Origin of the sequence: Hymenobacter sediminicola (assembly GCF_014250515.1) — a bacterium.
GTDB classification, from domain to species: domain Bacteria; phylum Bacteroidota; class Bacteroidia; order Cytophagales; family Hymenobacteraceae; genus Hymenobacter; species Hymenobacter sediminicola.
The window spans coordinates 2,679,014-2,705,562 of sequence record NZ_CP060202.1; the positions used below are offsets into that span (position 1 = coordinate 2,679,014).

Annotated in this window: 20 protein-coding genes; 14 read left to right on the forward strand and 6 right to left on the reverse strand. The window is 59.2% G+C overall.

All coding sequences use genetic code 11. From position 1 onward, the window contains the following. Positions 1-18: 18 nt before the first annotated feature. Positions 19-1,449, reverse strand: coding sequence for a hypothetical protein (locus H4317_RS11470; protein ID WP_185886740.1), 1,431 nt, complete (start codon positions 1,447-1,449; stop codon positions 19-21). Positions 1,450-1,587: 138 nt separating this feature from the next. Here H4317_RS11470 and H4317_RS11475 point away from each other — a divergent pair, with 138 nt between their 5' ends. Beyond that, positions 1,588-2,124 carry a DinB family protein gene (locus tag H4317_RS11475; protein WP_185886741.1) on the forward strand — a complete coding sequence of 179 codons (537 nt, stop codon included), beginning with the start codon at positions 1,588-1,590 and terminating at the stop codon, positions 2,122-2,124. A gap of 56 nt (positions 2,125-2,180) precedes the next feature. Here the strand turns inward: H4317_RS11475 and H4317_RS11480 are convergent, their stop codons facing one another. Beyond that, positions 2,181-2,627, reverse strand: coding sequence for an acyl-CoA thioesterase (locus tag H4317_RS11480; RefSeq protein ID WP_185886742.1), 447 nt, complete (start codon positions 2,625-2,627; stop codon positions 2,181-2,183). Positions 2,628-2,671: 44 nt separating this feature from the next. Then, a complete protein-coding gene (locus tag H4317_RS11485; protein ID WP_185886743.1) occupies positions 2,672-3,418 on the reverse strand; it encodes a class I SAM-dependent methyltransferase in 747 nt (248 codons plus the stop codon). 177 nt (positions 3,419-3,595) lie between these two features. On the opposite strand from H4317_RS11485, the gene H4317_RS11490 reads away from it, so the two are divergent. Continuing rightward, on the forward strand, positions 3,596-3,979 hold the full coding sequence (locus tag H4317_RS11490; RefSeq protein ID WP_185886744.1) for a hypothetical protein: 384 nt from the start codon (positions 3,596-3,598) through the stop codon (positions 3,977-3,979). Positions 3,980-4,543: 564 nt separating this feature from the next. Next, positions 4,544-8,260: a T9SS type A sorting domain-containing protein gene (locus tag H4317_RS11495; protein ID WP_185886745.1), complete on the forward strand. Its 3,717-nt coding sequence runs from the start codon at positions 4,544-4,546 to the stop codon at positions 8,258-8,260. Between the two features lie 66 nt (positions 8,261-8,326). Here the strand turns inward: H4317_RS11495 and H4317_RS11500 are convergent, their stop codons facing one another. Then, entirely contained in the window at positions 8,327-10,204 is a 1,878-nt protein-coding gene (locus H4317_RS11500; RefSeq protein ID WP_185886746.1) for a CHRD domain-containing protein, read from the reverse strand. A gap of 167 nt (positions 10,205-10,371) precedes the next feature. On the opposite strand from H4317_RS11500, the gene H4317_RS11505 reads away from it, so the two are divergent. Then, on the forward strand, positions 10,372-10,848 hold the full coding sequence (locus tag H4317_RS11505; protein WP_185886747.1) for a nucleoside deaminase: 477 nt from the start codon (positions 10,372-10,374) through the stop codon (positions 10,846-10,848). 88 nt (positions 10,849-10,936) lie between these two features. Here the strand turns inward: H4317_RS11505 and ffh are convergent, their stop codons facing one another. After that, positions 10,937-12,286, reverse strand: coding sequence for a signal recognition particle protein (gene ffh / locus H4317_RS11510; protein WP_185886748.1), 1,350 nt, complete (start codon positions 12,284-12,286; stop codon positions 10,937-10,939). A gap of 208 nt (positions 12,287-12,494) precedes the next feature. Here ffh and H4317_RS11515 point away from each other — a divergent pair, with 208 nt between their 5' ends. The 10 genes from H4317_RS11515 (at position 12,495) to H4317_RS11560 (ending at position 24,904) form a co-directional block, all read left to right on the forward strand. Then, positions 12,495-13,814, forward strand: coding sequence for a glycosyltransferase family 4 protein (locus H4317_RS11515; protein WP_260625638.1), 1,320 nt, complete (start codon positions 12,495-12,497; stop codon positions 13,812-13,814). A gap of 117 nt (positions 13,815-13,931) precedes the next feature. Further along, positions 13,932-14,951 carry a UDP-N-acetylglucosamine 4,6-dehydratase (inverting) gene (pseB, locus tag H4317_RS11520; RefSeq protein WP_185886749.1) on the forward strand — a complete coding sequence of 340 codons (1,020 nt, stop codon included), beginning with the start codon at positions 13,932-13,934 and terminating at the stop codon, positions 14,949-14,951. A gap of 145 nt (positions 14,952-15,096) precedes the next feature. Continuing rightward, the gene (gene pseC, locus H4317_RS11525; RefSeq protein ID WP_185886750.1) at positions 15,097-16,263 is read left to right on the forward strand and encodes a UDP-4-amino-4,6-dideoxy-N-acetyl-beta-L-altrosamine transaminase; all 1,167 of its coding nucleotides are present in this window, start codon (positions 15,097-15,099) and stop codon (positions 16,261-16,263) included. A gap of 44 nt (positions 16,264-16,307) precedes the next feature. Then, entirely contained in the window at positions 16,308-17,033 is a 726-nt protein-coding gene (locus H4317_RS11530) for a cytidylyltransferase domain-containing protein (RefSeq protein ID WP_221899154.1), read from the forward strand. Beyond that, positions 17,033-18,520 carry a UDP-2,4-diacetamido-2,4,6-trideoxy-beta-L-altropyranose hydrolase gene (gene pseG / locus H4317_RS11535; protein WP_185886751.1) on the forward strand — a complete coding sequence of 496 codons (1,488 nt, stop codon included), beginning with the start codon at positions 17,033-17,035 and terminating at the stop codon, positions 18,518-18,520. The genes H4317_RS11530 and pseG overlap by 1 nt, the downstream gene beginning before the upstream one ends. 140 nt (positions 18,521-18,660) lie before the next feature. Next, positions 18,661-19,695 carry a pseudaminic acid synthase gene (gene pseI, locus H4317_RS11540; RefSeq protein ID WP_185886752.1) on the forward strand — a complete coding sequence of 345 codons (1,035 nt, stop codon included), beginning with the start codon at positions 18,661-18,663 and terminating at the stop codon, positions 19,693-19,695. Positions 19,696-19,703: 8 nt separating this feature from the next. Further along, positions 19,704-21,008: a glycosyltransferase family protein gene (locus tag H4317_RS11545; RefSeq protein WP_260625639.1), complete on the forward strand. Its 1,305-nt coding sequence runs from the start codon at positions 19,704-19,706 to the stop codon at positions 21,006-21,008. Between the two features lie 73 nt (positions 21,009-21,081). Continuing rightward, the gene (locus tag H4317_RS11550) at positions 21,082-22,443 is read left to right on the forward strand and encodes a DUF7033 domain-containing protein (RefSeq protein ID WP_185886753.1); all 1,362 of its coding nucleotides are present in this window, start codon (positions 21,082-21,084) and stop codon (positions 22,441-22,443) included. 60 nt (positions 22,444-22,503) lie between these two features. Beyond that, complete coding sequence (locus H4317_RS11555) at positions 22,504-23,976, forward strand: lipopolysaccharide biosynthesis protein (RefSeq protein WP_185886754.1); 1,473 nt, start codon at positions 22,504-22,506, stop codon at positions 23,974-23,976. Between the two features lie 202 nt (positions 23,977-24,178). After that, positions 24,179-24,904 (forward strand): hypothetical protein, encoded by a 726-nt coding sequence (locus H4317_RS11560; protein ID WP_185886755.1) that lies wholly within the window; start codon positions 24,179-24,181, stop codon positions 24,902-24,904. Between the two features lie 25 nt (positions 24,905-24,929). On the opposite strand, the gene H4317_RS11565 is transcribed toward H4317_RS11560, so the two are convergent. Then, a complete protein-coding gene (locus H4317_RS11565) occupies positions 24,930-26,381 on the reverse strand; it encodes an amino acid permease (protein ID WP_185886756.1) in 1,452 nt (483 codons plus the stop codon). Positions 26,382-26,549: the final 168 nt, after the last annotated feature.

Genomic DNA, 26,549 nt, shown 5'->3' on the forward strand with positions numbered 1-26,549 from the left:
AGGTTTAGCGAAGCCCGTTTAGTCGTCCACCAAGGACTTGCCTTTGCCAGGGTCGGGCTGCAAGTTGCGGAAAGTGGCTGCGGAAAGCCAGAAGCAGCTGCCCAGCCACAGGCCGATTACCAGCAACCCCGCTACCAACCGTAGCGGCCGGCCCCGCCACCAGGCCTGATAGGGCCGAAGTGAAAACCGGAACGCGGCCACCGAAAGCAGCAGCAAATGCAGCGGCAGCACAAACCTCGACTCAATAGCAGTAGGCACGGCCACCGCGCAGGGCAGCAGCAGCGCCAGCAGCAGCAAGGCACGCGGCCAATTCAGCCAACGCACTGGCTTGGTCCCTACGACTACGCTCAGCGCCAGCCCCAGAACCGTGTAATTCAGCAGTTGCAGTAAGTGGCGTTCCGGGCCGTAGTCGTGCAGTAGGTACGGGGCCGGTTGCTGCACGTCAAGCCCGTTGAACAAGTGCCGCACGTAGCGCCAGCCGTAGTCGAGGGGGTTGCGTAGCGCAATGTCCAGAAACTGGCCGTACGACGAGTATTGGCTTATTCCGGCTTCTTGCAGCACCCGCAGCCCGGTCGGGTCCACGAAAAACAGGCGCTTGCTCAGGTCGGCATCGTAGCGGAGCAAACGGGTACCCCAGGTTAGCTGCTTAAGATATAGTGGCGCCTGCTCCGTATCAGAAACGCGGGCCAGCACCAAGGGCGTATTCTGCTGAAAATGGAGCCGGTTAATGGCCAGTTGCGGAGCCAGCGCCAGCGCCATGCCTAGTAGTAGCAACGCCCAACGGAATAACCTCTTAGCTAGGCTGTGCCGGTCGTGTTGCCAGTTCCACCAGGCTGCCAGGGCCAGCGCCGGAGGCACGGCGGCCAGATACATCGGGCGGCTGTTGAAAGCAGCGGCGAGGCTGAGTCCTGCTAGCAGCCACCAGCCCAGCCCCCGCCGACCACATGCCCATAAGGCCAGCAACAGCAGCGTCAGAGCCGGCATATCAATCATGGTGAAGCTGAAATGGTCGCGCCAGAACACAAAGGACAGCAGCACCAGCGCCAGCCAGCGTATTCCAGCCACGCGGCCGGGCACTAACTGCTGCCACATCGCCGGAATCAGCCAGGCGTAGAGCGCCGCAGCCCACACTACCCCCATAGCTTTGGCGGCCTGCGGCATGGTGCAGGAAGTAAAAAACCGGATGATAAGAGCCGGAAAGTGCAGCAGCGCCGCCAAGTAGCCGCGCGTGGGTGTATCGAAATACAGCAGTGAAAAGGCTTGGTGCTGCCGCTGAAAGGATACAGCCAGCTCCCAGTAGTGGCCGGCATCGTAGGGCATCCGCTCCCCCGTGAGCCCGCCGCCCAACAGGAAATAGGTGCCATAGAGTCCCACGACCACCAATACGCGCACCCAGAGCGGCCAGTCATGTCGCCAGAGGCTAGCTGCAGTATCTGCGGGCCTGCTCACGGCTGCGGAAATAGAGGGTAGCGGGTTCAACTCGGGCATTTAGCAGGCAGACTAGATAAGCAAATGGGCCGGCAGGAGGGATTTTACGTACCTTTTGCCTAAAGCTACGCCGCATTTCCCCTACCCTCGCCTTCCCACATGAATCACCGCCTGCATCTTCGATTCGAGCAGCTTGAACAAGCTACTGACCGCCTGCTGAAATCGGCCGAGGCGCTGGGCAGCAAGTCACACCAGTCACCGGGGCTAGGCCAATGGTCGGCGGCGCAGGTAGTGCAGCATCTGGTGGTTTCGGAAACCGGCATATCTCAGTATCTCGACAAGAAGCTGCAGCACTCTGAGGAATTGGAAAAGGCCGGGCTGGGTCACACACTCAAGTCGGTGCTGCTACGCGTGTTGCTGCGCCTGCCTTTCACCCGCTTCAAGGCGCCATCCCGGCTAGCCGAGCTGACGCCAGACCAGGTGGAATCGTTGCCGCAATTGCGCGAGGAATGGCAGTCGGTGCGCCGCCGTTTGGAGCAGACGCTAAACGAATATCCGGGCAAGCTCCTGGACCGGGCCATTTTCAAGCACCCACGTTCCGGCATGCTCACCATTTACCAAACCCTGGATTTCATGCTCGACCATGTGCTGCACCACCAGCGTCAGCTCGAACGGATTGGCAAAGCCCTCCAGTAGCTATTAGCCGGTCTACACTAGCATCAGTTACAGGTTGAGCAGGGCGGAAGTGAAGCCTACTTCTTCTCCCGAACGATATCAGCGTAGCTGGAATGCCGCGTCATTTCGGTGAAAGTGGCAGTCAGCTCTGGTGGTGGCACCGTGAGTTTGCGTAGCTTCAGATCCAGCCAAGCCCCATCAACGGCTACCACGGCAGCCTCGCGGCCATCGGCTTTGTAAAGAGTATGGACAATGCGCCAGCGGGAGCCATCGGCATTTAGCCCACCCAGCTCTGCCGAGACGCGGATGATTTCGCTCAAGTGAATTTCCTTCAAAAAGCGGGTGTCTTCGCGGAACAGAATGGGGCCAATGCCTAACTCGGCAAACCGATGCATGGAGAAACCTTGGTCAGCCAGGAAGTCTAGCCGCACCTGAGCAGCATAGTCGGTGTAGGCAGAATGGCGCATGTGTACGTTCGGGTCCATGTCGGCCCAGCGCACCGTGAAACTCTTGATATAGGTCATGCTTGCGGAATAAATAAGGAAAAAGCCGGATATGAGCGAACCGCTTAGGCGTCGCGCTCCATGCGCATAGTGAGGCGCACCAGGTATTGCTGCTGCTCGTCTTCGCCCAGAAACTCTACTTCGTAGCCGGCATCCTCAGCGTAATCCTGCACGATGCTGGCATCAGCGAAAAGCCAGGGAAATTCGGCGCCTTGCTGTTCGCCGTACTGCATCACGTAGGTCACCTCGCCGTAGTAAGGCCCATTCAGGTCGAAGACCAAGGCACCCTCTTCGTCCTCGTAGAGGTAGCTGATATCGGAAGAGGTAGCCAGAATCTGGCCGCCGGGCGCCAGCATGGTACGGGCGTGGCGCAGGAACTTCTCCAGTCCCTCCAGGGTGCCCACCAGCCCCACACCATTCATCAGCATGAGCAGCGTATCGTATTTCTCATGTGCCAGTGGCGCGGCAAAAATGTCGTGGCAGGCTACTTCCCGTACCCCCCGCTCCTGCATCACCTGCACCGCTCCAGCCGAAATATCAACGGCTTTTACCTCAAAGTCGCGGCTCTGCAGTTCCAGCGCATGACAGCCGGCCCCAGCTCCTAAGTCCAGCACGCGGCCGCGGCACTCGTCCAACGCTTGCCGCTCCAGCTCAGGCATTTCCCATAAGCTGCGGAAAAAGTAGGCCGCTGGCAGGGGCTCTTCTTCGGCTACATTGCTATGTACTGTAAGGGAGGCGTCCAGTTGCCCCCGCTGATAATCGAGCAGGGCGTGGCCAAGTGGGTCTGCTGAAGAAAAATTGCTGGCTGGCATACGATAAAAATGCGGGTGAGCCAGCGGTACGCCGGCGCCGCAAGTTACGGCATTGCCGGTAGTCACTCGCCGCCTGCTACCCACCTGAACACGGACTGAGGCAGAACAGGGCCGGCGTATCCTTCTGGCACTGGGTTGCGTTTGGCTAGTATCCAAGCAGAACCTGACGCTACTCTCATGTCTACCAACCTCGACTACCTCAACCCGAACCTTCTACCACTCGAAGATAAAGTCAATGCCTATCTGGCAGCAGAAAAAGATCTGCAAAGAGCTCAGGTGGAAGCAGTAAACCTATCTTCTGAACAGATCCAGGAAGCGGCGGCCGCGCAGCAGTTCGAGCAGCGTTCCGCTACCGGCAGCTTCCCTCAGCACGCGGAGGAAGTGCAGCAAAAGCTTCAGAATCTGCACGAAGATATAACCCGGCTGCGTCAGGAAATCATTCAGCTGTTACCCGTGCGCGACGAATGGGTCAAAGTCAATCTGGGCTACGGCCCCAGCCGCGTCGGCGCGTTTCAGGTGGCCGGTTCTGCCGGAGACTATGAGTTGCGTGTGATTCAGTAAAGCCGACTTTCACGCAACATCAGCAAGTGGACTTCTCAGAGTGCACTTGCGCTGCTCTAGGCGCTTATGAGCCGGCAGCATCAATAAGTGAATACCCCTATCAGGCAACACAGGCCCGATTCGCCAGCTCATAATTGCTGGCGAATCGGGCCTTTTGACGTCCGGCCCCTGCATCCACAGCGCTGTGCCTCCTGTCGGAGCCGTTGCGCAGACCTTAATGACTACAAAAAAATTAAGGCGAACCAACGGCCCGCCTCAATTCCACAACCAAAACACCTAAAAAACTATTCTTTCTTCCACCTCTGTATCAACTATTGAGCCAAAGTACATTCTAGTTCAGCTTGCCACCTTCGTGGCCCGCTTACGCTTACTCAGTACGGTGTATATACATCTGATAAGTCCATAAAATAATAACACATCATTCGTGTACTTAATAATAATTATACGCTATAATTGCCCATATACTATACATAATATTGCACTTTATAAATAAATCCATATCACTCTGACATCTAACAAATAAGAATAACCATAAATCAACTTTTCAATTTCCATTTCTTCTGTATGAAAGCACTTTTTACCTTTTGGCAATCCGGGCATTTCCTGAAGTGGTATTTTCCCTTTGCTGTTCTATTAGGTGGCCTCTTAGGCATAAGTGGCCAAGCGCATGCCCAGTTTCCACGGCTCGAAACCTTCCGCAACTCCACAGCAACCGGCTGGACCATTGGTGGTAGCGCCTACCTCACTGACAACGGCAGTACCGGAGGCGACGCAGCTGGCGAAGGGTATCTACGTCTGACCCAGGCCACTACCTATCAGGCCGGCTATGCCATCGACAACAGCTCCTTTCCGGCGACGCAGGGCTTCAGTATTTCCTTCGAATACTTCGCCTACGGTGGTACCACGCCCGGCGCAGACGGTTTCAGCGTGTTCCTGATTGATGGCAGCACGCAGAACTTTACCATTGGAGCTTCCGGCGGCTCACTTGGCTACGCACAGAAAACAGACATTCCGGGTGTCAGCAACGGCTACATCGGCATCGGAATTGATGAGTGGGGCAACTACTCGAATCCGACGGAAGGCCGCAATGGCGGTATCAACTCCGGTAGCTTGACGCCCGACGCAGTGGCTATCCGGGGTGCGGGCAACGGCGCGGGTACCGACCAGTACCCCTACCTAACCGGCACCCAGTCGTTGCCGTTCAGCCTCGACGTGGCAACACCCCGGGCGCAAAACGGCTCCTCCGACTACCGACGCGCCTTTATTGATGTCATTGCTTCCGGTGGTACCTACCGCATCACCATCCGGATTCAGCATGGCACCGACGTAACGACTACCATCAGCAACTACGTGGTATCGGCGCCGCCCAGCACGTTGCGCGTTGGCTTTAGCGGCGCTACCGGTGGCAGTACCAACATCCATGAAATCCGCAATCTGCAGATTGTGCTGCCACCCGTGGCCGCCAACGACCAAGCCGTTACGCTGCTTGATACCAACGTTTCGTTTGATGTAGTAGGCAACGACCAGGCACCAGGCAGCAGCATCGATGCCGCTTCCGTTGATCTGAACCCCAGTCAATCGGGCATTCAGAATACCTATACTGTGGCTGGAGAGGGCACCTTTAGTGTCAACGCGGTTGGTGTTGTCACCTTCGACCCAACCCCAACATTTGCTGGTGTTGTCCGGATTCCGTACCGCGTCAACTCCATTCTGAATTCGACCTCCAACCTAGCCAACCTCACTGTGCGGGTGGCTACTACCTGCGCCACGCCAGGCAAGGACGGCCCGGGCACGCTGACTGCCAGCTCGATTCTGAACACCTACTTTCCTGGCACGGCCAGCGTAGCTGCTGGTAGCAGCACTGTAACCGTAGGAACTGCTGCCGCCGGCACTACTCCCATTTCGGCGGGTGACCTGGTATTGCTGATGCAGATGCAGGGAGCCACTATCACGACGGCCAATGATGCCTCCTATGGAGCTAACAATGCGACTGGCACTGGTAACTCAACCACCGACTTCACGGCTGGACAATATGAGTATGGTATTGCCGCCGCCGACCTGCCCCTCGCCGGGGGCACACTCCAACTGGTCGGTGGCCTTACGCGCAGCTACCAAAACCTCGACTATGACGACGCAAGCAACCCTACCGGGCAGCGCCGCTTCCAGGTGATTCGGGTGCCGCAATTCTCTGACCTGGATGTAAGCGGCACTGCTTCGGGCACACCCGCTTGGAACGGCAGCACCGGCGGCGTACTGGCCCTGGACGTGGCGGGCCTTACTTCGTTTGCCAGCGGCTCAGTAGTTGACCTAACGGCCAAAGGATTCCGGGGCGGCGGCGGACGCGCCACTAATGGCAGCACTACTGCAATGGGCTCAGACTACCGGCGAGGCAACTCAGGGGCGCATGGTGCCAAAGGAGAAGGCACGGCCGGCACACCGCAGTTTGTATACAACGGCACAGGCATCGTGAATGGCGGCCTTGCGGGGTATCGAAATGGCTTTACGGGCCGGGGTGCGCCAGGCAATGCCGGTGGCGGTGCCGTGGATTTTACTCCTGCTTCTAACTCCGGCAATGCCGGTGGAGCCGGTGGCGGCAACGCCGGTACAGGCGGTTTGGGTGGCTACGGCTTTGGCTCGAGCAATACTGGTGCACAGGCACTGGGCGGTGCGGCAGTTGCGCTGGCCAGCACTACTCGCATTACAATGGGTGGTGGTGGTGGGGCCGGCTCGGCTAATGGCACTGGCTCCGGCAACAGCAACTTTACGGCAGCCAGCGGCGGCCTGGGCGGCGGTATTCTACTTCTCCGAACCGGCACAGTAAGCGGCACAGGCACTCTGCGCGCCAACGGCGGCAACGCACCCGGCACCGCAGCCGATGCAGAAGGGGCTGGGGGCGCTGGGGCGGGTGGTAGCATTGTGGTGCTGGCCAACCTGACTTCTGGCCTGAGCAACCTGACGCTGCAAGCCAACGGCGGAACTGGCGGCAGCGCCAACACGGCAGCGGCCGGCAACTACGGCCCAGGCGGCGGCGGCGGCGGCGGTTTTGTATATACGAATGGTGCTGCTACCACCTCGGTGGCAGGCGGAGCGGCCGGGCGTACTTCCAACGGCAATGTTGTTTTTGGGGCTACCAGTGGCAATGCCGGAACTTCATTTACCACCGCCGGGCGAGGCATACCTTATACCATTGCGGGTGCCGGCGGCTGTCTGCCTGAACTCAACACGACTCTGGCGACCAGCACTCCTACCCTGACTCGTAGCGGCGGCGCGGGCAGCAGTGTAGCTCCTGCCACCTACTCCCTGACTGTATCCAACACGGGGGGCGGCTCGGCTACGGGCGTGGCTGCACGCGTGACATTACCAGCCGGGCTGTTTGGCTACGATGCTTCCGGCCCCACGAGCGTGACCATTTGGCGGGCCGATGGCAGCACGTTCACGCCTACCGGCTACACCACACCGGCTGGCGGTACCAACACGCCCGCTTTCGGCAATATTTTCCTGCCCAGTGACGCTACCCTCCTGATTTCTTTCCGGGCCACGGTAGCGGCCAGTGCGTTGGATGAGGTATTTTACCAAGCCAGTGCCGCCGTCACCTACGCCGACCCTACCCGCGACCAAACGACTGACCTCGTGAGCCCCGGCGCAACCTACACGAGTGGCGGCCCGGTGGAAGGCTCCAACTACGCCAGCGCCAGCAATACCACCGAGGATGTGCGCATTGCCCGTCCGCTGCCTGTAGAGCTAGCCATTTTTGAAGCCAAAGCCTCCGGCACCGACGCCCTGCTAACCTGGGTAACAGCATCCGAAAAAAATAATGCCCGTTTCGAAGTGGAACGCTCCCTCAACGGCACGGCCTTCGAGCGAATTGGCAGTGTGCAGGGCCAGGGCACTACTTCTCGCCGCACTAGCTACCGCTACACCGATGGAGGTGTGGGCAAGCTCGGCTTGCAAGTAGTGTATTACCGCCTCCGGCAAGTAGACAACGACGAAGGTTCGTCGCTGAGCCCGGTGCGGGTGGCATCGTTCAAAGTTGGAAAAGGTGTCGTAAGCCTCTACCCTAACCCGGCTCCAGCTCAGGCAACCTTGGATCTGACTGGCTTACCAACTGGTGTTTATCAGGGTGAAATTCTGGACCTGACAGGCCGTAGCATACTTGCCATGCCTTTGCAGGGCGCTACCACTCAGCAGCTGCAGCTCACCAACCTGCCGGCCGGCACCTACCTGCTCAGCCTACGCGGCCAGGGCCAAAACCTGATGCTACCGCTGGTACACAAACAGTAATAGGGTCCCACGAAAATCAAAAAAGCCTGCCGGATGTTCCGGCAGGCTTTTTTGTTAGCTATTCCTCTACTGCTTCACAATTCTGCTCACCAGCTTGCTGCCGGCTACTTCTACTGTGAGCAAGTAGACTCCAGGCGCTACGCCCGGCAGGCTTATCGTCTGGCGGTTGGCGCCAGTGCGCACTGCCAGTGCCTGGGTAGCTACTGTGCGGCCAAGCAGGTCGGCTACTACCAGCGTGCCACTACCAGCACTACGGGCTTCAAATGTAATTGTGGCCGATTCCTGTACTGGGTTGGGGAATGTGGCGAAGCTTTCCGCTACCAGCGCCGCTGGCTGCGTCGAGAGTACCACACTCAGGTCCCGGGCCCCGCGGAACACCTGCCCCCGGATTTCACCACTCGGATTGGCCGCCGTGTGCAGGTTCACATACACACTGTCGCGGCGGAACTGTAGGGCCCGCCGGGCGGTAAAGGGCCGGGCGGCATTGGGGGCCGGATTGGTAGGTAGCCAGAAGCCTTCGGCGGCGCTGGGCAGCGTAGCCGAATCAAAGAACGGCATCAGGTCGAAGACTACCGGCCCGGCCTGCGTGCGCAACCCGGTATGGAAGTGCCCCATGGTAGCGGGGCCACTCAGGCCGCCCCAGGCCATGCTGAAGTGCACATTGCTCTGGTCCCGATCCATGCTCACGAAACCGGAGCCATAGCCAGGGCTGGTAACCGGCGTAGGCCGCTCCTGCGCACCATTGAGCGAAAACACGTAGCCTTCACGCGCCAGACGGTATACCTGCCCCCGGATTTCACCATTAGGGTTGGCCGCCGTATTGAACACCATATTCACTCCACCCTGCAAAAACAAGTTCACGGCGGCGGCATTGAGGCCCGTCAGGCTGACGGAAAAGGCGTTGGCCGTGCCGGCCGGAATGGTAACGTTAGTGAGTGGCGTAGCCGGATTTGCCTGCCCGGCATCGGCCTGGAACAGCGCCAAGCTCGTTGGGGCGCTGCTCAGGCCAGTATGCGCCACAAAAATCCGAAGTGTATCGAACGTAGAATTAAGCCGCAGGAAGGAAACTGCCTTGGCCGTTGATGTTACGGCCGGCACCATCTGGGCGCCATCGAAGCGGGCGTCGTGGCTCAGGTAACGGGCATCCCGAATCAATTGCCCCCGGATTTCGCCGCCAGGGTTGGCAGCGGTGTGCACATTAATGTAAATCTGACCAGCCAGCATTGCCGTTACAATAGCCGGCGTAGGCGTTACTTCGCCCTCAATCACATTGCCCGACACGAACGGCATCAGATCCAGTACCACCGGACCAGCCACGCCCGTAGCGCCCTGATGAAAATGCGCCATCGTAATTGGGCCGCTCAGCCCCGCTACCACCACCCGGAACTTCAACTTGTCCTGGTTCTGGGCGAGATTGAAGGTGCCGATGCCCACAGCTGTCGTCGTGACGGGTGGCACTTCCTGCGCCCCCGACAGCGACGCCACAAACTCCTCATCCTTCTCTATTTCGATCTGGCCCCGAATTTCGCCACCAGGATTGGCTGCCGTATGAATATTGATGTAGTAGCCGCCGCGCAGGTACCGGTCCAGCTTGGTGCGGTCAATATCTGCCCCGGTCAGGTAACCCTGAATCCGGTTGCCCCGGATAAAGCGAAACAGGTCCGTTACAACTGGCCCTGCCACGCCCCGAAAGCCAAGGTGCGTATGCGCCATCGTCACAGGTCCGCTTAGCCCACTGAAAGCCCCTGAAATAAACAATGTGTCGCGCGTATTATTCAGCGTGAAGCTGACGGCCCCGCGAGCTGCAGTGGCCACAGCCGGCACTTCCTGGCTCCCGCTCAGGGAGGCACCCAGCAGCAGGTGCGGGCGCTGATGGTCAGCGAAGACGGTGCTACTGCTTAGCGAAGTGCATAGCAGCAGCAAGCGAGTAAGAAGTTGTTTCATGGATGTAAGTGATAAATGATGGACAAAAGCCAACGGCTACATTGGCTACTCGTTGATAACTACCGATTCGCTGCTTTAGAGTTATGTATAAAATTGCGTCCTTCGCAGCCCATTTCGTTTTTAGCCCATCTATATGGGTGTTTCATTGCCTTTCTTCCCCCATTCCTATGGAAGCTCCCAACCCCGATTTCATGCGCGAAGCCATTCGCCTTTCCGTTGAAAAAATGCAGGCCGGCCATGGCGGTCCATTCGGTGCTGTCATCGTGCGCGACGGTAACATCATTGCTCGCGGCTTCAACCAGGTTACGAGCACCAACGACCCTACCTGCCACGCCGAGGTAGATGCCATCCGCAAGGCCTGCGCCGTGCTAGGCACCTTCCAGCTCGACGACTGCGACCTATACACGTCCTGCGAGCCATGTCCCATGTGCTTGGGCGCCATCTACTGGGCCCGCCCGCGCCGCGTATTCTACGGCAACACCAAAGCCGATGCCGCCGCCATTGGCTTCGACGACCAGTTCATCTACGACGAAATCGAGAAGCCTCTCGACCAGCGCCGCCTCTCCATGACCGAGCTGCTCCGTGACGAAGCCAGCGCCGGTTTCCGTGCCTGGGAGCAAAAAGAAGGCAAGACCGAGTACTAGTTTTGAGCCGATAAGCCAACTTAATTAAAAGAAAGAGCCCTGAACGATATCGTTCAGGGCTCTTTCTTTTAGCACTTGTCAGATTGATTTACCGCAGCGGACCTTTCATGCCCATCATGCGGGCCATTTGCTGCATACCGCCTTTGGTCTGGCTCATTTTGTTCATGGTGCGCATCATTTTGCGCATGTCCTCAAACTGCTTCATCAGGTTGTTTACCTGCTGAATGTCGGTGCCGGAACCTTTGGCAAGGCGGCGGCGGCGGCTACCGTTCAGCAGCTCCGGCTGGGCACGCTCAGCGGGCGTCATGCTCTGGATAATGGCTTCAATCGGCTTGAAGGCGTCATCGTCGATGTCTACGTCCTTGATGGCTTTGCTCATGCCCGGAATCATACCTACCAAGTCCTTCAGGTTGCCCATCTTCTTGATCTGCTCCAGCTGCGAGAGGAAGTCGTCGAAGTTGAACTGGTTTTTGCGGATCTTCTGGTTGATGCGCTTGGCCTCCTCCTCGTCGAACTGCTGCTGCGCGCGCTCTACCAGGCTGATAACGTCGCCCATACCCAGGATGCGCTGCGCCATCCGGTCGGGGTAGAACAGGTCGAGGGCCTCCATCTTCTCGCCCGTCGAGATGAACTTGATGGGCTTTTCTACCACCGCCCGAATCGAGAGGGCCGCACCACCGCGCGAGTCACCGTCGAGCTTGGTGAGCACCACGCCGTCGAAATTCAACCGGTCGTTGAAGGTTTTGGCGGTATTCACGGCGTCCTGGCCGGTCATAGAATCCACCACGAACAGCGTTTCGCTCGGGTTAATGGCCCGTTTCACCGCTTCAATTTCGTTCATCATCTGCTCGTCCACGGCCAGGCGGCCGGCGGTATCGATGATGACGACTTTCTTGTTGTTTTTGCGCGCAAACTCGATGGCGTTCTGCGAAATCAGCACCGGATTCTTGTTTTCCGGCTCCGAATACACCTCCACGCCAATCTGCTCGCCCAGCACTTTCAACTGGTCAATAGCGGCCGGACGGTACACGTCGCAGGCCACCAGCAGCACGTTGCGGCCCTGCTTTTTGATGTGGCTAGCCAGCTTGCCGGCAAACGTGGTTTTGCCCGAGCCCTGCAGGCCCGACAGCAGTACCACAGCCGGCTCGCCTTTAATGACAATGTCCTGCTTCTCGCCGCCCATGAGCTGGGTCAACTCGTCATACACAATTTTGGTCATCAGCTGGCCCGGCGACACGCTGATGAGCACGTCGCGGCCCATGGCCTCTTCCTTGATTTTGTCGGTGACTTCTTTGGCTACTTTGTAGTTTACGTCGGCATCGACAAGGGCGCGGCGGATTTCCTTTACGGTGGCCGCTACGTTGATTTCGGTGATGCTGCCCTGGCCTTTCAGGGTTTTGAAGGCGCGGTCGAGCTTGGTACTGAGGTTATCGAACATCTGGTGATGTGCTGAGTATTAACGGGCTACTATGCTGGCGCTTCCGGGTATCCGGAACGGAAATCTGGCGCAGCAAATGAATTGACTTTTAACGGAGGCCGCCACAAGAAGCAGATTCCACCGTTGATTGGCTTCCCAAAAGTAACCAGAAAACCCCGAAAGGCCGCACCTGTGTACCTTCGCGCTTCTGTCGCTATTCTGCCTGCCTGTGTCTGCTGCCCGTCCGCTTCGTTTGCTCGTCATCACCTACTACTGGCCGCCTTCGGGCGGGGCCGGCGTGCAGCGTAGCCTTAAGTTTGTGAAACACCTGCCGGCGCTGGGCGTCGAGCCCACGGTCATCACCGTCGACCCCGAAAAAGGCGCGTATCCGGTGCTGGACCACTCGCTCGCATCCGAGGTGCCGGCCGGCGTACGGGTTATCCGCACCGATACCTCGGAGCCGTTCGGCAGCTATAAGAAGCTCACGGGCCGCCAGCAGATTCCGTACGGCGGCTTTGTGGGGGAAAACAAAACCAGCCTCACACAGCGGTTTTTCAAGTTTGTGCGCGGCAACCTGTTTATCCCGGATGCCCGCCGCGGCTGGAACCGCCACGCGCTGCGGGCCGTGGCCGACCTGCTGGCGCAGGGCGAACAGTTTGATGCCGTACTCACCAGCTCACCTCCTCACTCTACCCAGCTCATCGGACTGGAGATGAAGCGCCGCTATGGGCTGCGCTGGCTCGCTGACCTGCGCGACCCTTGGACCGACATCTACTACCACCACGAGTTGAACCAGACCCCGCTGGCCCGCCGCCTCGATGCGCGCTACGAACGCCAAGTGCTGGAGCAGGCCGATATCGTCCTGACTACCAGCACCGATACGCGCCGCCTGTTTCTGGAAAAGTCAAAGGCGCTGCAGCCCGACAAATTCCATGTGCTGCCCAACGGCTACGACGAAGCAGACTTTCAGGCGCCTTCCGTGCCACCCACCGATGCACTACTCATCACGCACACCGGCACCATCTCCGAAACATATCATATTGAGCTGTGGCTGAGCGCGCTGGCTGAGTGTCGCCGCCGCCACCCCGCTGTGCCGCTACGGCTGCGTTTCGTGGGCAAGGTATCCGAGGAAGTGCGGCGGCAGGTGGAGGCGAATGGCCTGTTGGACTGCACCGAGTTGGTAGCTTTCGTGCCGCACGACGAATCGGTGGGCTATTTACGGCGGGCCACGGTGCTGCTGATGGCTATTCCGGATGTGCCGCACAACCTGGGCATCCTGCCAGGCAAGGTGTTTGAGTATCTGGCGGCCAACAAACCTGTTATCTGCATCGGCCCAGCCGGCTCCGATGCGGACGTATTGCTGCGCGAATGTGGCGCTGGACATGCCTTTTCTTACGGCGCATACGAGGCCATGCTCGAGCATCTGGAAGGCTTGGTGGCGCAGTGGCGCATCAATCCTAACCTCGATTTGCCCACGCTAGGCCACGCCCGCTACTCGCGCCGCGCCCTCACGGAGCAGCTGGTAGCGCTGGTGCGCGGGAGTAAGTAGCCAATTGGCCGTTCATAAATCAGGTTGTTGGGCGTTAGGAATATCGCCGGCCCTAACTGCGTAATCATTACTTTTGCCCTCCCAATTTGCCAGCCGGGCGTCAACGGCACTTCTCTTTTGGCTCTCGACCTCAATCACAAATCTATTCTGGTAACCGGCGGCACCGGTTCGTTCGGTAAGCAGTTCGTGCAGACCGTGTTCGAGAAATTTCCGCAGGTGAAGCGCTTGGTGGTGTACTCGCGCGACGAACTGAAGCAGTACGAAATGTCACAGACGTTTCCGCAGAGCCAGTACCCGGCCATCCGCTACTTCATCGGCGACGTGCGTGACGGCGAGCGGCTAAAGCGCGCCTGCGAAGGCATCGACATCATTGTGCATGCCGCCGCCCTTAAGCAGGTGCCCGCCGCCGAGTACAACCCGATGGAGTGCATCAAGACGAACATTTTCGGGGCCGAAAACGTGATAAATGCTGCCCTCGACTGCGGCGTGAAAGACGTGGTAGCCCTGAGCACGGATAAAGCGGCGGCGCCCATCAACCTCTACGGCGCTACCAAGCTCTGCTCCGACAAGCTGTTTGTGGCGGCCAACAACATGAAAGGTGCCCGCGACCTGCGTTTTTCGGTGGTGCGCTATGGCAACGTAATTGGCTCACGTGGCTCAGTAGTGCCATTTTTTCTGCAGCGCCGCGAAACCGGTGTGCTGCCCATCACGCACCCTGGCATGACACGCTTCCACATCTCCCTTGAACAGGGCGTAGACTTGGTACTGTATGCGCTAGAGCACAGCTGGGGTGGCGAAATCTTCGTGCCGAAAATTCCGAGCTACGTCATTACGGAGGTAGCCAAAGCCATTGGACCGGACTGCCGACAGGAAATCGTGGGTATCCGGCCCGGCGAGAAGCTGCACGAGGAAATGATAACCGAAACCGATGCGCTAAGCACAGTAGAGCTGGCTAAATATTACGTGATTCTGCCTTTCACACCGCAGTGGGACGTGGAGAAATTCATTGCCCACTTCAACGGCAAACGCGTACCTGAAGGCTTCCACTATGATTCGGCCAACAACGACGAGTGGCTTGATGCGGAGCAGATCCGGGAGGAAATCCGGCTGCACGTAGACGCCGAGTTTGCGGTGTAGCCCATCCGAATTTTCAAGAAAGAAGGCCGTTTCTCCGGAAGCGGCCTTCTTTTTTTGATGGTCTAGTTCTCCTACGTCTTGGTTTCACTTATGCTTTCTGTAGCGGCGGCAGGCAATGCCTCTGGTTATGTACTTTTGCGAACCTATGCACACCTTCCAGCCCTCCCGTCCCATTGCCTACGGCCGCCAGCACATCACCGATGAAGATGTGCAGGCTGTGGTGGAAACTCTGCACTCCGACTACCTCACGCAGGGCCCGAAGGTGGCTGAGTTTGAGGAGAAATTCGCGGAATACATTGGGGTAAAGTATGCGGTGGCTGTGAGCAACGGCACAGCAGCACTACACCTGTGTGCGCTGGCGCTGGGCGTACGGCCAGGCCAGCGCGTCATCACTACGTCCATCACCTTCGCAGCCTCTGCCAACTGCGTGCGCTACTGCGGCGGTGAAGTACATTTCGTGGACATTGACCCGGCTACGGCTCTTATTGACCTACAGGCGGTGCGCTGGCTGCTGGAAAGTCACCCGAAAGGCTACTTCCACGGCCTGATTCCGGTGGATTTTGCCGGCCTAGCCGTGAATCTGGAACAAGCCCGGCAGCTGGCCGATGAGTTTGGCCTCTGGATTATCGAAGATGCCTGCCACGCACCCGGCGGCTTTTTCACGGACTCGACCGGGCAGGAGCAGCGTTGCGGCAACGGGCAGTTTGCCGATCTAGCCATCTTCAGTTTCCACCCCGTCAAACATATTGCGACCGGTGAAGGAGGCATGATTACGACCAACCGCGCCGACCTGTACCAGGAGCTGCTGAAGCTGCGCACCCACGGCATCACGAAAGACCCAGGCCAGATGAGCCGCAACGACGGCGGCTGGTACATGGAAATGCAGGAGCTGGGCTACAATTACCGCATGCCCGACATGCTCTGCGCGCTGGGTATCAGCCAGCTTACCCGTGCCAACGCCGGCCTAGCCCGCCGACGTCAGCTAGCCGCTCGTTACGATGCCGCTTTTGCTGAACTGCCCGCCGTGCAGCCGCTGGCTAGTGCGCCGGGCCACGCTTATCATCTCTATGTGATTCAGGTGCCGGACCGCAAAGGCTTGTATGATTTCCTGCGTACCCGGCAGATTTTCGCGCAGGTGCACTACATTCCGGTACATACCATGCCTTACTACCAGGGTTTGGGCGGGCATGCCGGCGACTTCCCACTTGCGGAGCAGTACTACGCACATTGCTTAAGCATCCCGCTGTTCCCCAGTCTTTCGGATGAGGAGCAGCAGTATGTTATCGACTGCGTCCGGGAATTTGTAGGCTAATACCGGTCCGCTGCTGTCAGCATCACTTCCTTACTCCTCTCCTCTTGAAGAAAGTTGGCATCATTTCGCAGGCTCGCATGACTAGCACCCGGCTGCCGGGCAAAGTGCTGATGCCGGTGGCGGGCCAGCCTTTGCTGCACTACCACGTAGCGCGGCTGCAAGCCAGCGGCCTGCCCCTGTATATAGCTACCACGGCTAATGCTACCGATGATCCGCTGGCGGCTTTTGCCGAAACCTATGCCCTGCCCTGCACCCGTGGCGACGAGCACGACGTACTGAGCCGCTACCGGCAGTGTGCGGCTCAGCATGAGCTGGACGTAATTGTGCGGGTGACATCAGACTGCCCGCTGCTGGACGGTGAGGTGCTGTTCCAAGGCGTGCGCGACTATCTGCAAGCCAACGACTCTCGCCTGTATCTGTCCAATGTGCTGGACCGCACGTTTCCGCGCGGCTTTGATTTCGAGGTGTTTTCGCGGGAGCTGCTGGAGGAAGCTTTTACGCAGGCCACACTGCCCTCCGACCGGGAGCATGTCACGCCCTATATTCACCAGAACCGCTCCGGCCGCGTCCGGTTCCGGCATATCACGCGCCCCACCGACCGCAGCCACTACCGCCTCACCGTGGATACGGCCGAGGATTTCGAGTTGGTGCGGCAACTGATTGAAACGTATGGAGCCGCCACGCTTTCCGCCGAAGGCCTGATTGAGTTGCTGGATCAGCACCCCGAGCTGGCGGCGCTGAACGCTCACATCGAACAAAAGAAACTCTGATGCCACTCCCCCGCCTGCTCCTGCGCGCCGACGGCAACTCCCGCATTGGGCTGGGCCACGTGATGCGGCTGCTGGCGCTAACTGAAATTCTGCGCGAAGAAGCCGCCGAATGCATGTTTCTGGTGCGTGAGCCCAGCCCGGAGTTGCAAGCCCAACTCACGGAGGCGGGCTGCACGGTGCTGGAAGTGCCCGTACAGCCGCTGGCCGAAGAAGCCGCCTGGCTGGTACGCCACATCCTGCTCGCCACCGATATTCTGGTGCTCGATGGCTACTCTTTCACCTACGGCTACCAGCATACGGTGCGCGGCGCGGTGGCCCGCCTTGTGTATCTGGATGATCTGCACAGCTTTCCGCTAGTGGCAGATATGGTGCTGAATCCGGCCGGCGGCATTAGCCTCAGTCACTACGACATGCGCCAGCCGGGCGCACGCCTGCTGGCTGGCCCTGCGTACGCACCGCTCCGGGCGGCCTTCCGCCAGGCTTCTTCACTGCCCGCTTCTACCGCCGCTCCCGACACCGTATTGGTGTGCCTCGGCGGGGCCGACCCCACGCACCAGACGCAACACGTAGCCGCGGCGCTGCTGGCGCTGCCTACCGTAGTGCAGGTGCATGCCGTGCTGGGCAGCGCCTATTCCGGCTGGGACGACCTGCACGCCTGGGCCATGCAGCAGCCGCGCCTTACCCTGCACCGTAACCTGTCGACGGCGGAGCTGGTGGAGCTGATGCGCCGGTGTGGGGCGGCTGTGTGCTCGCCCAGCACCGTCAGCTACGAATATTGCGCGGCGGGTGGCGGCATCCTGCTACTGTTACCCGTGGCCGATAATCAGCACGATATCAATCAGTATCTGCGTGAAGCAGGCGTGGCGCTGCCGTACCCTAGTGCCCCGAACGTGCTTACTTCGGCGGAGGCGGGCAAGCTGGCCGAGCAATTGCGGCACCGGCAGCGGCAGGTATTTGATGGCCTCGCACCGGTACGGCTGCGTCAGGAGTTCCGGGCGCTGCAGCTCCCGGCTCCGCCGTTTCATCTGCGCCCGGCCCGCCCCACCGATTCGGCGCAGCTGCTGGCCTGGACCAACGACCCCACGGTCCGGCAGCACTCCTTCAACCCCAACCCGGTGCCGCAAACTGAGCACGAGCAGTGGTTTGCCGCCCGCCTCACCGACCCGAACAGCCTGCTCATGGTGGCTGAAGATGCCCCCACGGGCCGGCCGGTAGGCTTGATCCGCTTTCAGCTTGAAGACAACCAAGCCACGCTCAGCTACCTGCTTGATGCCGCATACCGAGGCCGGGGGTTGGCGCCGCTGCTGCTGCTGGCCGGCACGCGGCTGGCGCTGCAACGCTTTTCGGCGGTGCAGCAGGTGCTGGGGCTTGTGCAGCCTAATAATCTGGCCTCTGTAAAGGCATTCCAGCGCGCCGGGTTTCGCCAGCTAGCGCAACAATCTGATGCTACTCTGGATGCTCTTACGTTCGTTTGGGAAGCGGCCTGACGTAGTTGAGGCCGGCTTGTCTTCAGCGGTGGGCAGCAGTCACGTAGCAAGCCGGCACTAGAAGCCGTAGAATATCTGGCTGCCGATTTGGCCGGAGAGCCGTACTTTTAGGCCTCTTTTCGCGCTCCTTCGCTTTTGTTATGCAACTTGGCTCCCGCCTCATTGGCCCCGACCAGCCGCCGCTCATTATTGCTGAACTCAGCGGCAACCATAACCAGGACCTGAATCGGGGCCTCGCTATTGTGGATGCCATGGCCGCAGCCGGCGCCCACGCCATCAAGCTCCAGACCTACACCGCCGATACGATGACGCTGCCCGGCGCCTACCGCATCGACGACCCCAATTCGCTGTGGTTTGGGCGTGAGCTGCACGAGCTGTACCAGGAAGCTCATACGCCCTGGGAGTGGCACCAGCCGCTATTCGAGCGCGCCCGCCAGCACGGTATGCTGGCCTTCAGCTCGCCTTTCGATGAAACGGCCGTGGATTTTCTGGAAACCCTGGACGTGCCGGCCTACAAGATTGCCTCCTTCGAAAATACCGACTGGCCCCTGCTGCGGCGCGTGGCCGCGACCGGTAAGCCCGTTATTATGAGCACCGGCGCCAGCACGCTGGCCGAAGTAGCCGAGGCGGTGCAGGTGTTGCGCGAAGCCGGTTGCCAGGATCTGGTACTGCTGAAGTGCACCAGCACCTACCCCGCAACGCCCCAGAATACCAATCTGCGCACCATCCCGCATTTCCAGCAGCTCTTCCCCGACTCCCTGGTGGGCCTCTCCGACCATACGGCCGGCGTGGGTGCGGCCGTGGCGGCCGTGGCGCTGGGCGCCTGCGTCATAGAAAAGCATGTGACGCTGCGCCGCGCCGACGGCGGGGTGGATTCGGCGTTTTCGCTGGAGCCTGAGGAAGTGGCGCAGCTCGTGACCGAAACCGAGCGGGCGTGGCAGGCACTAGGGCAGGTGCAATACGGTGTGCAGCGCGCCGAGGAGAAAAGCCGCCTCTACAAACGCTCCTTGTATGTAGCGCAGGACATTCGGGCCGGTGAAGTTTTCACCAAAGAAAACCTGCGCGTGGTGCGCCCCGGCGACGGTCTGCCGCCCCGCTACTACGACCAGCTCCTCGGCAAGCCGGCGCGGCAGAACCTGGCGGCCGGCACGCCGCTTACCTGGGACGCGCTGTAGGCCCGCTTATGCCCGTTTCTCCCGTACCGCCCACCATCACGGCCCGCCTGCGCGACATGCTGCAGCTGCGTTTTACGCCGTTGTTTGCGGCATTGCCGGCCCGGATGCTGGACTCCATTTCGCCAACGAATCTGCTGAAGCGGGTGGCGAAAGTGCTGGGCTATGCGGGGCTGCGGCTGGTGGGCAATGTGTTTCAGCCTATTCGCAATCCGGAAAAGCTGCAGGGCGCAGTGTGGCTGTACGTGGTGAGCCAGAACAACTACGAGGCGCTGCAGTTTTTGCGGGAAACCCGGCCCGCCGCCGTGCTGGTGGCCGGGCAAAGCAAGCAGATCGGGCGCTACAACGCCGTGGTGAATCGGTTGTCGCTGCGGCGGAAGCTACTGTATTACTGGCAGTTTCCGCTGGTGCTGCTGGGCCTGTGGCGTACGGAGGGGCAACAAGCCTGGCGGTTTTTCGACCTTATTTTCAACGCCGTTGGCTACTACGAGGTGTATCGGCGGGCACTGCGGCACTATCGGCCCAAAGCAGTGATTTTTGCCAACGACCACAACGACGACGCCCGCGCGCTGCTGCTGGCCTGCCGCGCCGAGGGAGTGCCCACGGCCTACGTGCAGCACGCCAGCGTAAGCACCAACTTCCCGCCCCTGGGCTTCGACCTAAGTTTGCTGGAAGGCCAAGACGCGCTGGACAAATACCGGCAGTGCGGGCCGGTGCAGGGCCGGATAGAGCTGGTAGGCATGCCCAAAGCCGATGCCTTCCTGGCCCGAAAAAACCAGAATCCGCAGGTGCTGCGCGTAGGAATTGCGTGCAACACGCTGGATTCTACGGAGGCCATTTCGGCAACGGTAGCGTACCTGCTGCGCGAATTTCCCGGCCTCACCTTCACCTTCCGTCCCCACCCTGGCGACCCGCGCGACTTCCAATTTCTGGGCCAACAGCACCCGCAACTGCTTTCCTCGGATGCCCGCCAGCAAAACGTGTTTGAGTTTCTGCAGCAGCACGATGCCCTGATTGCCGCCGATACCAGCACGCACTTGGAAGCCACCCTGCTGAACGTAGCAAGCCTCTACTACCGCTTCGGGACGCACGCCGTGGCCGATGACTACTACGGCTACGTGGCCCGGGGGCTTGTAGAGCGGGCCCGCACCCTGCCGGAACTGGCAGCGCTGCTGCGCCGCTACCAGCAGCACAAACCCGCCGACCTGTACCAGCGGGCGGCCTATTACAATGCCACGCTGGGCACGCCCGATGAGGGCCACAGCCAGCAGCGGGCCGCCCGCCTGCTCGATGAGTGGCTGAAAACTGTGGTATAACCTGTAGCTTCGCCCGTTTCCGGCGGCATGTTTCGCCGGCTCATCGGTACAGGCTACTTTCCGTTTCGGCGTGATGCTCCCTCCTCTTCCTCCTGTGGCGCCCGTTTCGGCCGAAATCCGGCTGGCTTACGTGCTGCGCCACTTCTGGCAGGCATACGAGTCCGCACCGATTACTACGACCATAGGCCACGCAAGCCAACAGCCGCAGGTGGAAGCAGCGGATTGCGCCGGACACTTCTTTGCAGGCCGGGCGCCCTATCCGGCTGCTCCTTCCTGGCGCGAATGGCAGGGCCGGAAGCTACCGTTCTTTTTTGACCCGCACCCCAGCCGGCCGCTCCTGGAATTATTGCCGGATAAGCGGGCCCGCATCAACTTCGACCTGATTTCGGCGGCCTTCTATTTACTCAGCGGCTGGCAGGAGTTTTTCTCCGACGAGCGGGACCGGCACGACCGGTTTCCGTACGTGGCCAGCGTGCAGCACCGCTACGGCTTCGTGACCGTGCCGGTGGTCAACTACTACTTCGACATCCTGAAAACAGCCGTGGAACACGCCACGGGCCAGTCGCTGATGCCGCGCCGCTGGGCGGCTGGCGCACCGTTTGCCACCTTCGTTACGCACGATATAGACGAGTTGCGCAGCGCTTGGAAAGTTCCGGCCAAAGCGGCGCTGCAACGGCGAGACTGGCTGGGTTTCGGCCAGCAGATCTGGCGGCATTTGACGCAGCCGGATGCCTGGGACAACCTGGAGATAGTGCATAAAACAGTGACGGGATACGGCGCCAAAAGCACGTTTTTCATGCTGCCTGAGCATAAGAAAGCTTCAAATGGCACGCCGAATGCCGACTACGCAATGCCAATGGTGCGCAAACGTGTCACGGAATTAGCAAGGAATGGCTCCGAGCTGGCAGTGCATGGCAGTATTGGCACCGCAACCAACCCGCAACAGCTGCAGCAGCAACGGGCACAGCTGCCTGGAACAGTAGCGGGCGTCCGGTTTCACTACTTGGGCTGGGAGCCGCGTATCACCCCTACCATGCTTGATTCGCAGCTTTTCAAGTACGACACTACGCTGGGCTTCGCGGAACACTTTGGCTTCAGGAATTCTTACTGCCGGCCTTTTCATCCCTTTGATTTCACGCGGCGCCTGGCCTGCACCTTTCTGGAAATTCCGCTCAACGTCATGGATGCTACGCTGCACCACCCTAACTACCTGCAACTGGCGCCCGACGAAATTCTGCCGGCCCTTATGCCTATGTTCCAGGAAATCGAGCGGTTCGGGGGCGTCTGCACGCTGCTCTGGCACAACGACCATTTCGACCCGGCCAATGCCACCACCGGCCCACGCCAGTTCGCGGAGCTGATGCAGTACCTTCGCAGCCGCAACACGGCCTTCGTCAATGGCCAAGATGTGGTGGAGTGGTGGGTTTCTGGATGACAGTTTTCCCATAGAAACCCACCTCTATCCACCAACTCACCACTCCACTAAGCCACTATTTTGGGTATCGTTCGGCGGCAGGGCCTGCGCAACACGGTTATTTCTTACATGGGGCTGGCCCTGGGCTTCGTGAATACGGTGCTAGTGCTGCCCAAAGTGCTGGAGCCGCACCAGATTGGCCTGACCAGCGTGCTGGTGGCGCTGGCTACCATGTTTGCGCAGGTGTCGGCCTTCGGGTTCGGCAACATGGGCATTCGGTTTTTCCCATATTTCCGGCAGCGCGAAGCCGGCCACCACGGGTTTCTGCCGTTTCTATTGGGCGTGCCGCTGCTGGGTTTTTCGCTGGTAGCGGCGCTGTATCTGTTGGGCAAGCCGCTGGTGTTGAGCTGGTATACCGAGGATGCGGCGTTACTCAACCAATATTACGTGTGGGGATTGGTGCTGGCCCTATTCACGCTGCTGCTCAACCTGCAGGATGCCTACCTGAAAGCCCTCTACCACACCGCCTTCTCCTCTTTCTCACAGGAAATAGTTCTGCGCCTGCTCATTACGGCCGGCGCGCTGCTCTTCGGCAGCGGCTACCTCGACTTTCACGGCTACGTGCTCTGGTACATCGGCGTCAATAGCAGTATTGCGCTGCTGCTCACGGTGTACACGGCCTTCATTGGGGAGCTGCATCTGCGGCCTACACGGGCGGTGCTGGGGGTGCGGCCGCTACGCGAGATGCTCAGCTTCGGGGCCTTTGCGCTGCTCGGCAACGTGTCGGGCGTCATCATCACCACCATCGACTCGCTGATGGTGGGCTCGAAGGTAAACTTCGACGGGGCGGGCGTGTACAGCGTGGCGTTTTTCATCAGCACGGCGCTGGTGCTGCCGTTCCGGGCGCTGTATAAGATTGCCTTTCCGCTGCTGGCCGATTACTGGAAAGACCAGGATTTGCCACGCATGGCCGATTTCTATCAGCGCACCACTCGCCTCAACACGCTACTGGGCTGCTATCTGGCTTTGGGCATTGCGCTCAACCTCGACTTCATCTTTGCCCAGATGAAACCGGCCTACGCTGTCGGTGCCACGTCGGTGCTTATCCTGCTGGCCGGCCGCCTCTTCGACGGCATTACGGGCGTCAACGGGCTCATCGTCGTCACGTCGCCGCGCTACCGCTACGACTTGCTGTTCAATGCCTCGCTGGCCGCCGCTACCGTGCTTATGAACCTGCTGCTGATTCCGCGCATGGGCCTGACCGGCGCCGCCGTAGCCGCCGCCATTGCCTTGGTTTCCATCAATATAGCCCGCACTTGGTTTGTATGGTACAGCTTCGGCCTACAACCTTTCGACCGGCGTGTGCCGCTGATTCTGCTGCTGGCTGCCGCCGCTGGTCTGGCCGCGTGGCTGGTGCCGTTCGTGTACTCGCTATTCGTCACGATGCTGCTTCGCTCCACGGTGCTAACGGCGGTGTATGGAAGTCTGCTGCTGCTTACTAATGCCGAGCCACAAGTGCGGGAGGTATTGAGGAAGCTATTGAAGCGGGTATAGACTGCGGCTACACTTATTTCTCTGCTCTTATTTCTGCTTAAATCAGTCTGCTGTCAAAGCCTAATTTAAGCACATTAATAATCTTTTTATCAACGCATTACATATAAATATTTCTTTAAAATTAAGTCTAATTCGACCCACTTTCGGTATGGCTATCTGCATGTGTAGAGCGACATTCAGCAGAAACTAACAGCTTACTGGTATGAGCAAGACACACATTCTGATGTACCTGCTGTTGAGTTGGGCCACCGTGCTCAGCTCGTCTTGTAAAAAGGAGGAAACAGTGGATGGCCTGCGCATGATTGATGGCATACCTTATTACCACTTCACTGACAGCGACAAACCATGGCTATCCGCGCAGGAAGGCGAAGTCTGGAGATTTGAGAACCAGCAAGGCGTACAGCGAGGGTATCGAGTCAACAAAGTCTATCAACAAAATAAAGCTGATAAAAGAGAATACGGCCCTCCTGGAATACCTAGTGGTACACCTAAACTTTTGAGCTACCACGACCGAGTAACTGTTTGGTTGAGTGCCACTGATAGCATGCGCGGAACACAGGAAATACAATTTCATCGTGACGCTGCGATGCTTTCAAATTCGATATCCGGGGGATACGACAAGAATCGAAGCCAGTTTTACGTGGAAGGAATGTGGTACGGGTTTGTTGGCAATACGAATTTGAACAGCGACTATTTCAATTGTTGGGGTTTGAAGTTCCCACGCGGTGAGAACTTGAATGGTCCATTTATGCAGATCACAGTCCGGGGCCGGCAGTACAACGATGTCATTGCATTCATTGGCACAGATAGAGGACCCTCTTGCCCATCGGCACCTTCCTCTTTCATGCAGGAACTGTACTACGACCGCCGCGCGGGAATGGTGAAGATGGTCAGCAAAGCGGGCGAAGTGTGGGAAAGAGTGCCATAGCGGAACACTCTTTCCCGCTCTTCGCCTACCGGCTCGCGTCTTCGGCATTCCCCAGCTTGCTGTGCTTGCGGCCGTACCCGAAATAGATGCCTAGGCCGATAGCCAGCCACACGGCCAGCCGCAGCCACGTTTCCCACGGCAACGACACCATCATCAGCACGCAGGTCAGGATGCCGAGAATGGGCACCAGCGGCACGAACGGCGTGCGGAAGCCGCGCGGCGCGTTAGGCTCTTTCTTGCGCATAATCAGGATGCCCACGCACACCATTACAAAGGCCAGCAGCGTGCCGATGCTCGTCATCTCGCCCACTACCGAAATGGGCACGAAGCCGGCAAACAGCGCAATAAACAGCCCCAGCAAAAGATTCGACTGCAATGGCGTGCGGAACCGCTCGTGAATGCGGGCGAAAACCGGCGGCAGCAGGCCGTCCTTCGCCATGGAGAAAAATACGCGGCTCTGCCCCAGCAAATCCACCAGAATCACGGACGTGTAGCCGATGATAATGGCCAGAATCACGGCCGACGACAGCCAGGCATACGGCGTTTTTTCGATGGCAATGGCCACTGGCGCCGCACTGTCCTTGAACTCGGTGTAGTTAGCTAGGCCGGTCATCACGTGGCCGAAAAGCACAAACAGCACCGTACACACCAGCAGCGAGCCAATGATGCCGATGGGCATATTGCGCTGTGGATTCTTGGTCTCCTGCGCCATAGTAGCCACAATATCGAAGCCGATGAACACGAAGAATACTACGCCGGCCCCGCGCAGAATGCCGCTCCAGCCAAACTCGCCGAATACACCCGTATTCTGCGGAATGTATGGCTGGTAGTTAGCCGGATCAATGTATTGCCACCCCAGCCCGATAAACACCAGCACCACGGCCACTTTCAGCGTGACTACCAGCGCATTGAACCACGCTGAGCCTTGCGTGCCACGAATAATAATCATGGTAATGGCCAGCACAATGAGCATGGCCGGTACGTTCACAAAGCCGTGTACGATGCTTCCATCGGCGAGCTTGGCCGTTTCGAAAGGGGAAAGCACGAGCTGCGGTGGCAGGTTGATACCGTATTTGCTCAAGAATTTGAGCAGGTACTGCGACCAACTGATGGCTACCGTGGCAGCCCCCACCGAGTATTCCAGCACCAAGTCCCAACCGATAATCCAGGCAAACAGCTCACCCATAGTGGCGTAGGCGTAGGTGTAGGCTGAGCCGGACACAGGTACCATGGAGGCAAATTCGGCGTAGCACAGCGCTGAAAACGCACAACCCACCGCCGCCACAATGAAGGAAAGCGTAACGGCCGGCCCGGCATTGTTGGCGGCCGCAATACCGGTGAGGGAGAACAGGCCCGCCCCGATGATAACACCAATGCCGATGGTGATGAGATTGAAGCCGTTCAGGCTTCGTTTGAGAGTGTTAGCGCCCGTTTCAGCCGCTTCCTGCCGCAGCAGTTCCAATGATTTTTTAAGCATACAATAGGGCAGCACGAAGCGCAGCTTCGCGGATCAGTGAACAGGCCGGCGCCATCTGCCACGGGCAGAAGCGCAGAGCCGCATGCCAGCTAGGCAAGCGGGCCGGGCAGCCAGAAAATACAGGGGAAGAAAACGCAGGCAGGCATCAGCCTAGCCCATTACCAACCG

Coding starts and splice junctions, on each gene's coding strand:
- H4317_RS11475 (WP_185886741.1), top strand. CDS start 1,588: ATGAATCACCGCCTGCATCTTCGATTCGAGCAGCTTGAACAAGCTACT.
- H4317_RS11480 (WP_185886742.1), bottom strand. CDS start 2,627: ATGACCTATATCAAGAGTTTCACGGTGCGCTGGGCCGACATGGACCCG.
- H4317_RS11485 (WP_185886743.1), bottom strand. CDS start 3,418: ATGCCAGCCAGCAATTTTTCTTCAGCAGACCCACTTGGCCACGCCCTG.
- H4317_RS11490 (WP_185886744.1), top strand. CDS start 3,596: ATGTCTACCAACCTCGACTACCTCAACCCGAACCTTCTACCACTCGAA.
- H4317_RS11495 (WP_185886745.1), top strand. CDS start 4,544: ATGAAAGCACTTTTTACCTTTTGGCAATCCGGGCATTTCCTGAAGTGG.
- H4317_RS11500 (WP_185886746.1), bottom strand. CDS start 10,204: ATGAAACAACTTCTTACTCGCTTGCTGCTGCTATGCACTTCGCTAAGC.
- H4317_RS11505 (WP_185886747.1), top strand. CDS start 10,372: ATGGAAGCTCCCAACCCCGATTTCATGCGCGAAGCCATTCGCCTTTCC.
- ffh (WP_185886748.1), bottom strand. CDS start 12,286: ATGTTCGATAACCTCAGTACCAAGCTCGACCGCGCCTTCAAAACCCTG.
- pseC (WP_185886750.1), top strand. CDS start 15,097: ATGCACACCTTCCAGCCCTCCCGTCCCATTGCCTACGGCCGCCAGCAC.
- pseG (WP_185886751.1), top strand. CDS start 17,033: ATGCCACTCCCCCGCCTGCTCCTGCGCGCCGACGGCAACTCCCGCATT.
- pseI (WP_185886752.1), top strand. CDS start 18,661: ATGCAACTTGGCTCCCGCCTCATTGGCCCCGACCAGCCGCCGCTCATT.
- H4317_RS11545 (WP_260625639.1), top strand. CDS start 19,704: ATGCCCGTTTCTCCCGTACCGCCCACCATCACGGCCCGCCTGCGCGAC.
- H4317_RS11550 (WP_185886753.1), top strand. CDS start 21,082: ATGCTCCCTCCTCTTCCTCCTGTGGCGCCCGTTTCGGCCGAAATCCGG.
- H4317_RS11560 (WP_185886755.1), top strand. CDS start 24,179: ATGAGCAAGACACACATTCTGATGTACCTGCTGTTGAGTTGGGCCACC.
- H4317_RS11565 (WP_185886756.1), bottom strand. CDS start 26,381: ATGCTTAAAAAATCATTGGAACTGCTGCGGCAGGAAGCGGCTGAAACG.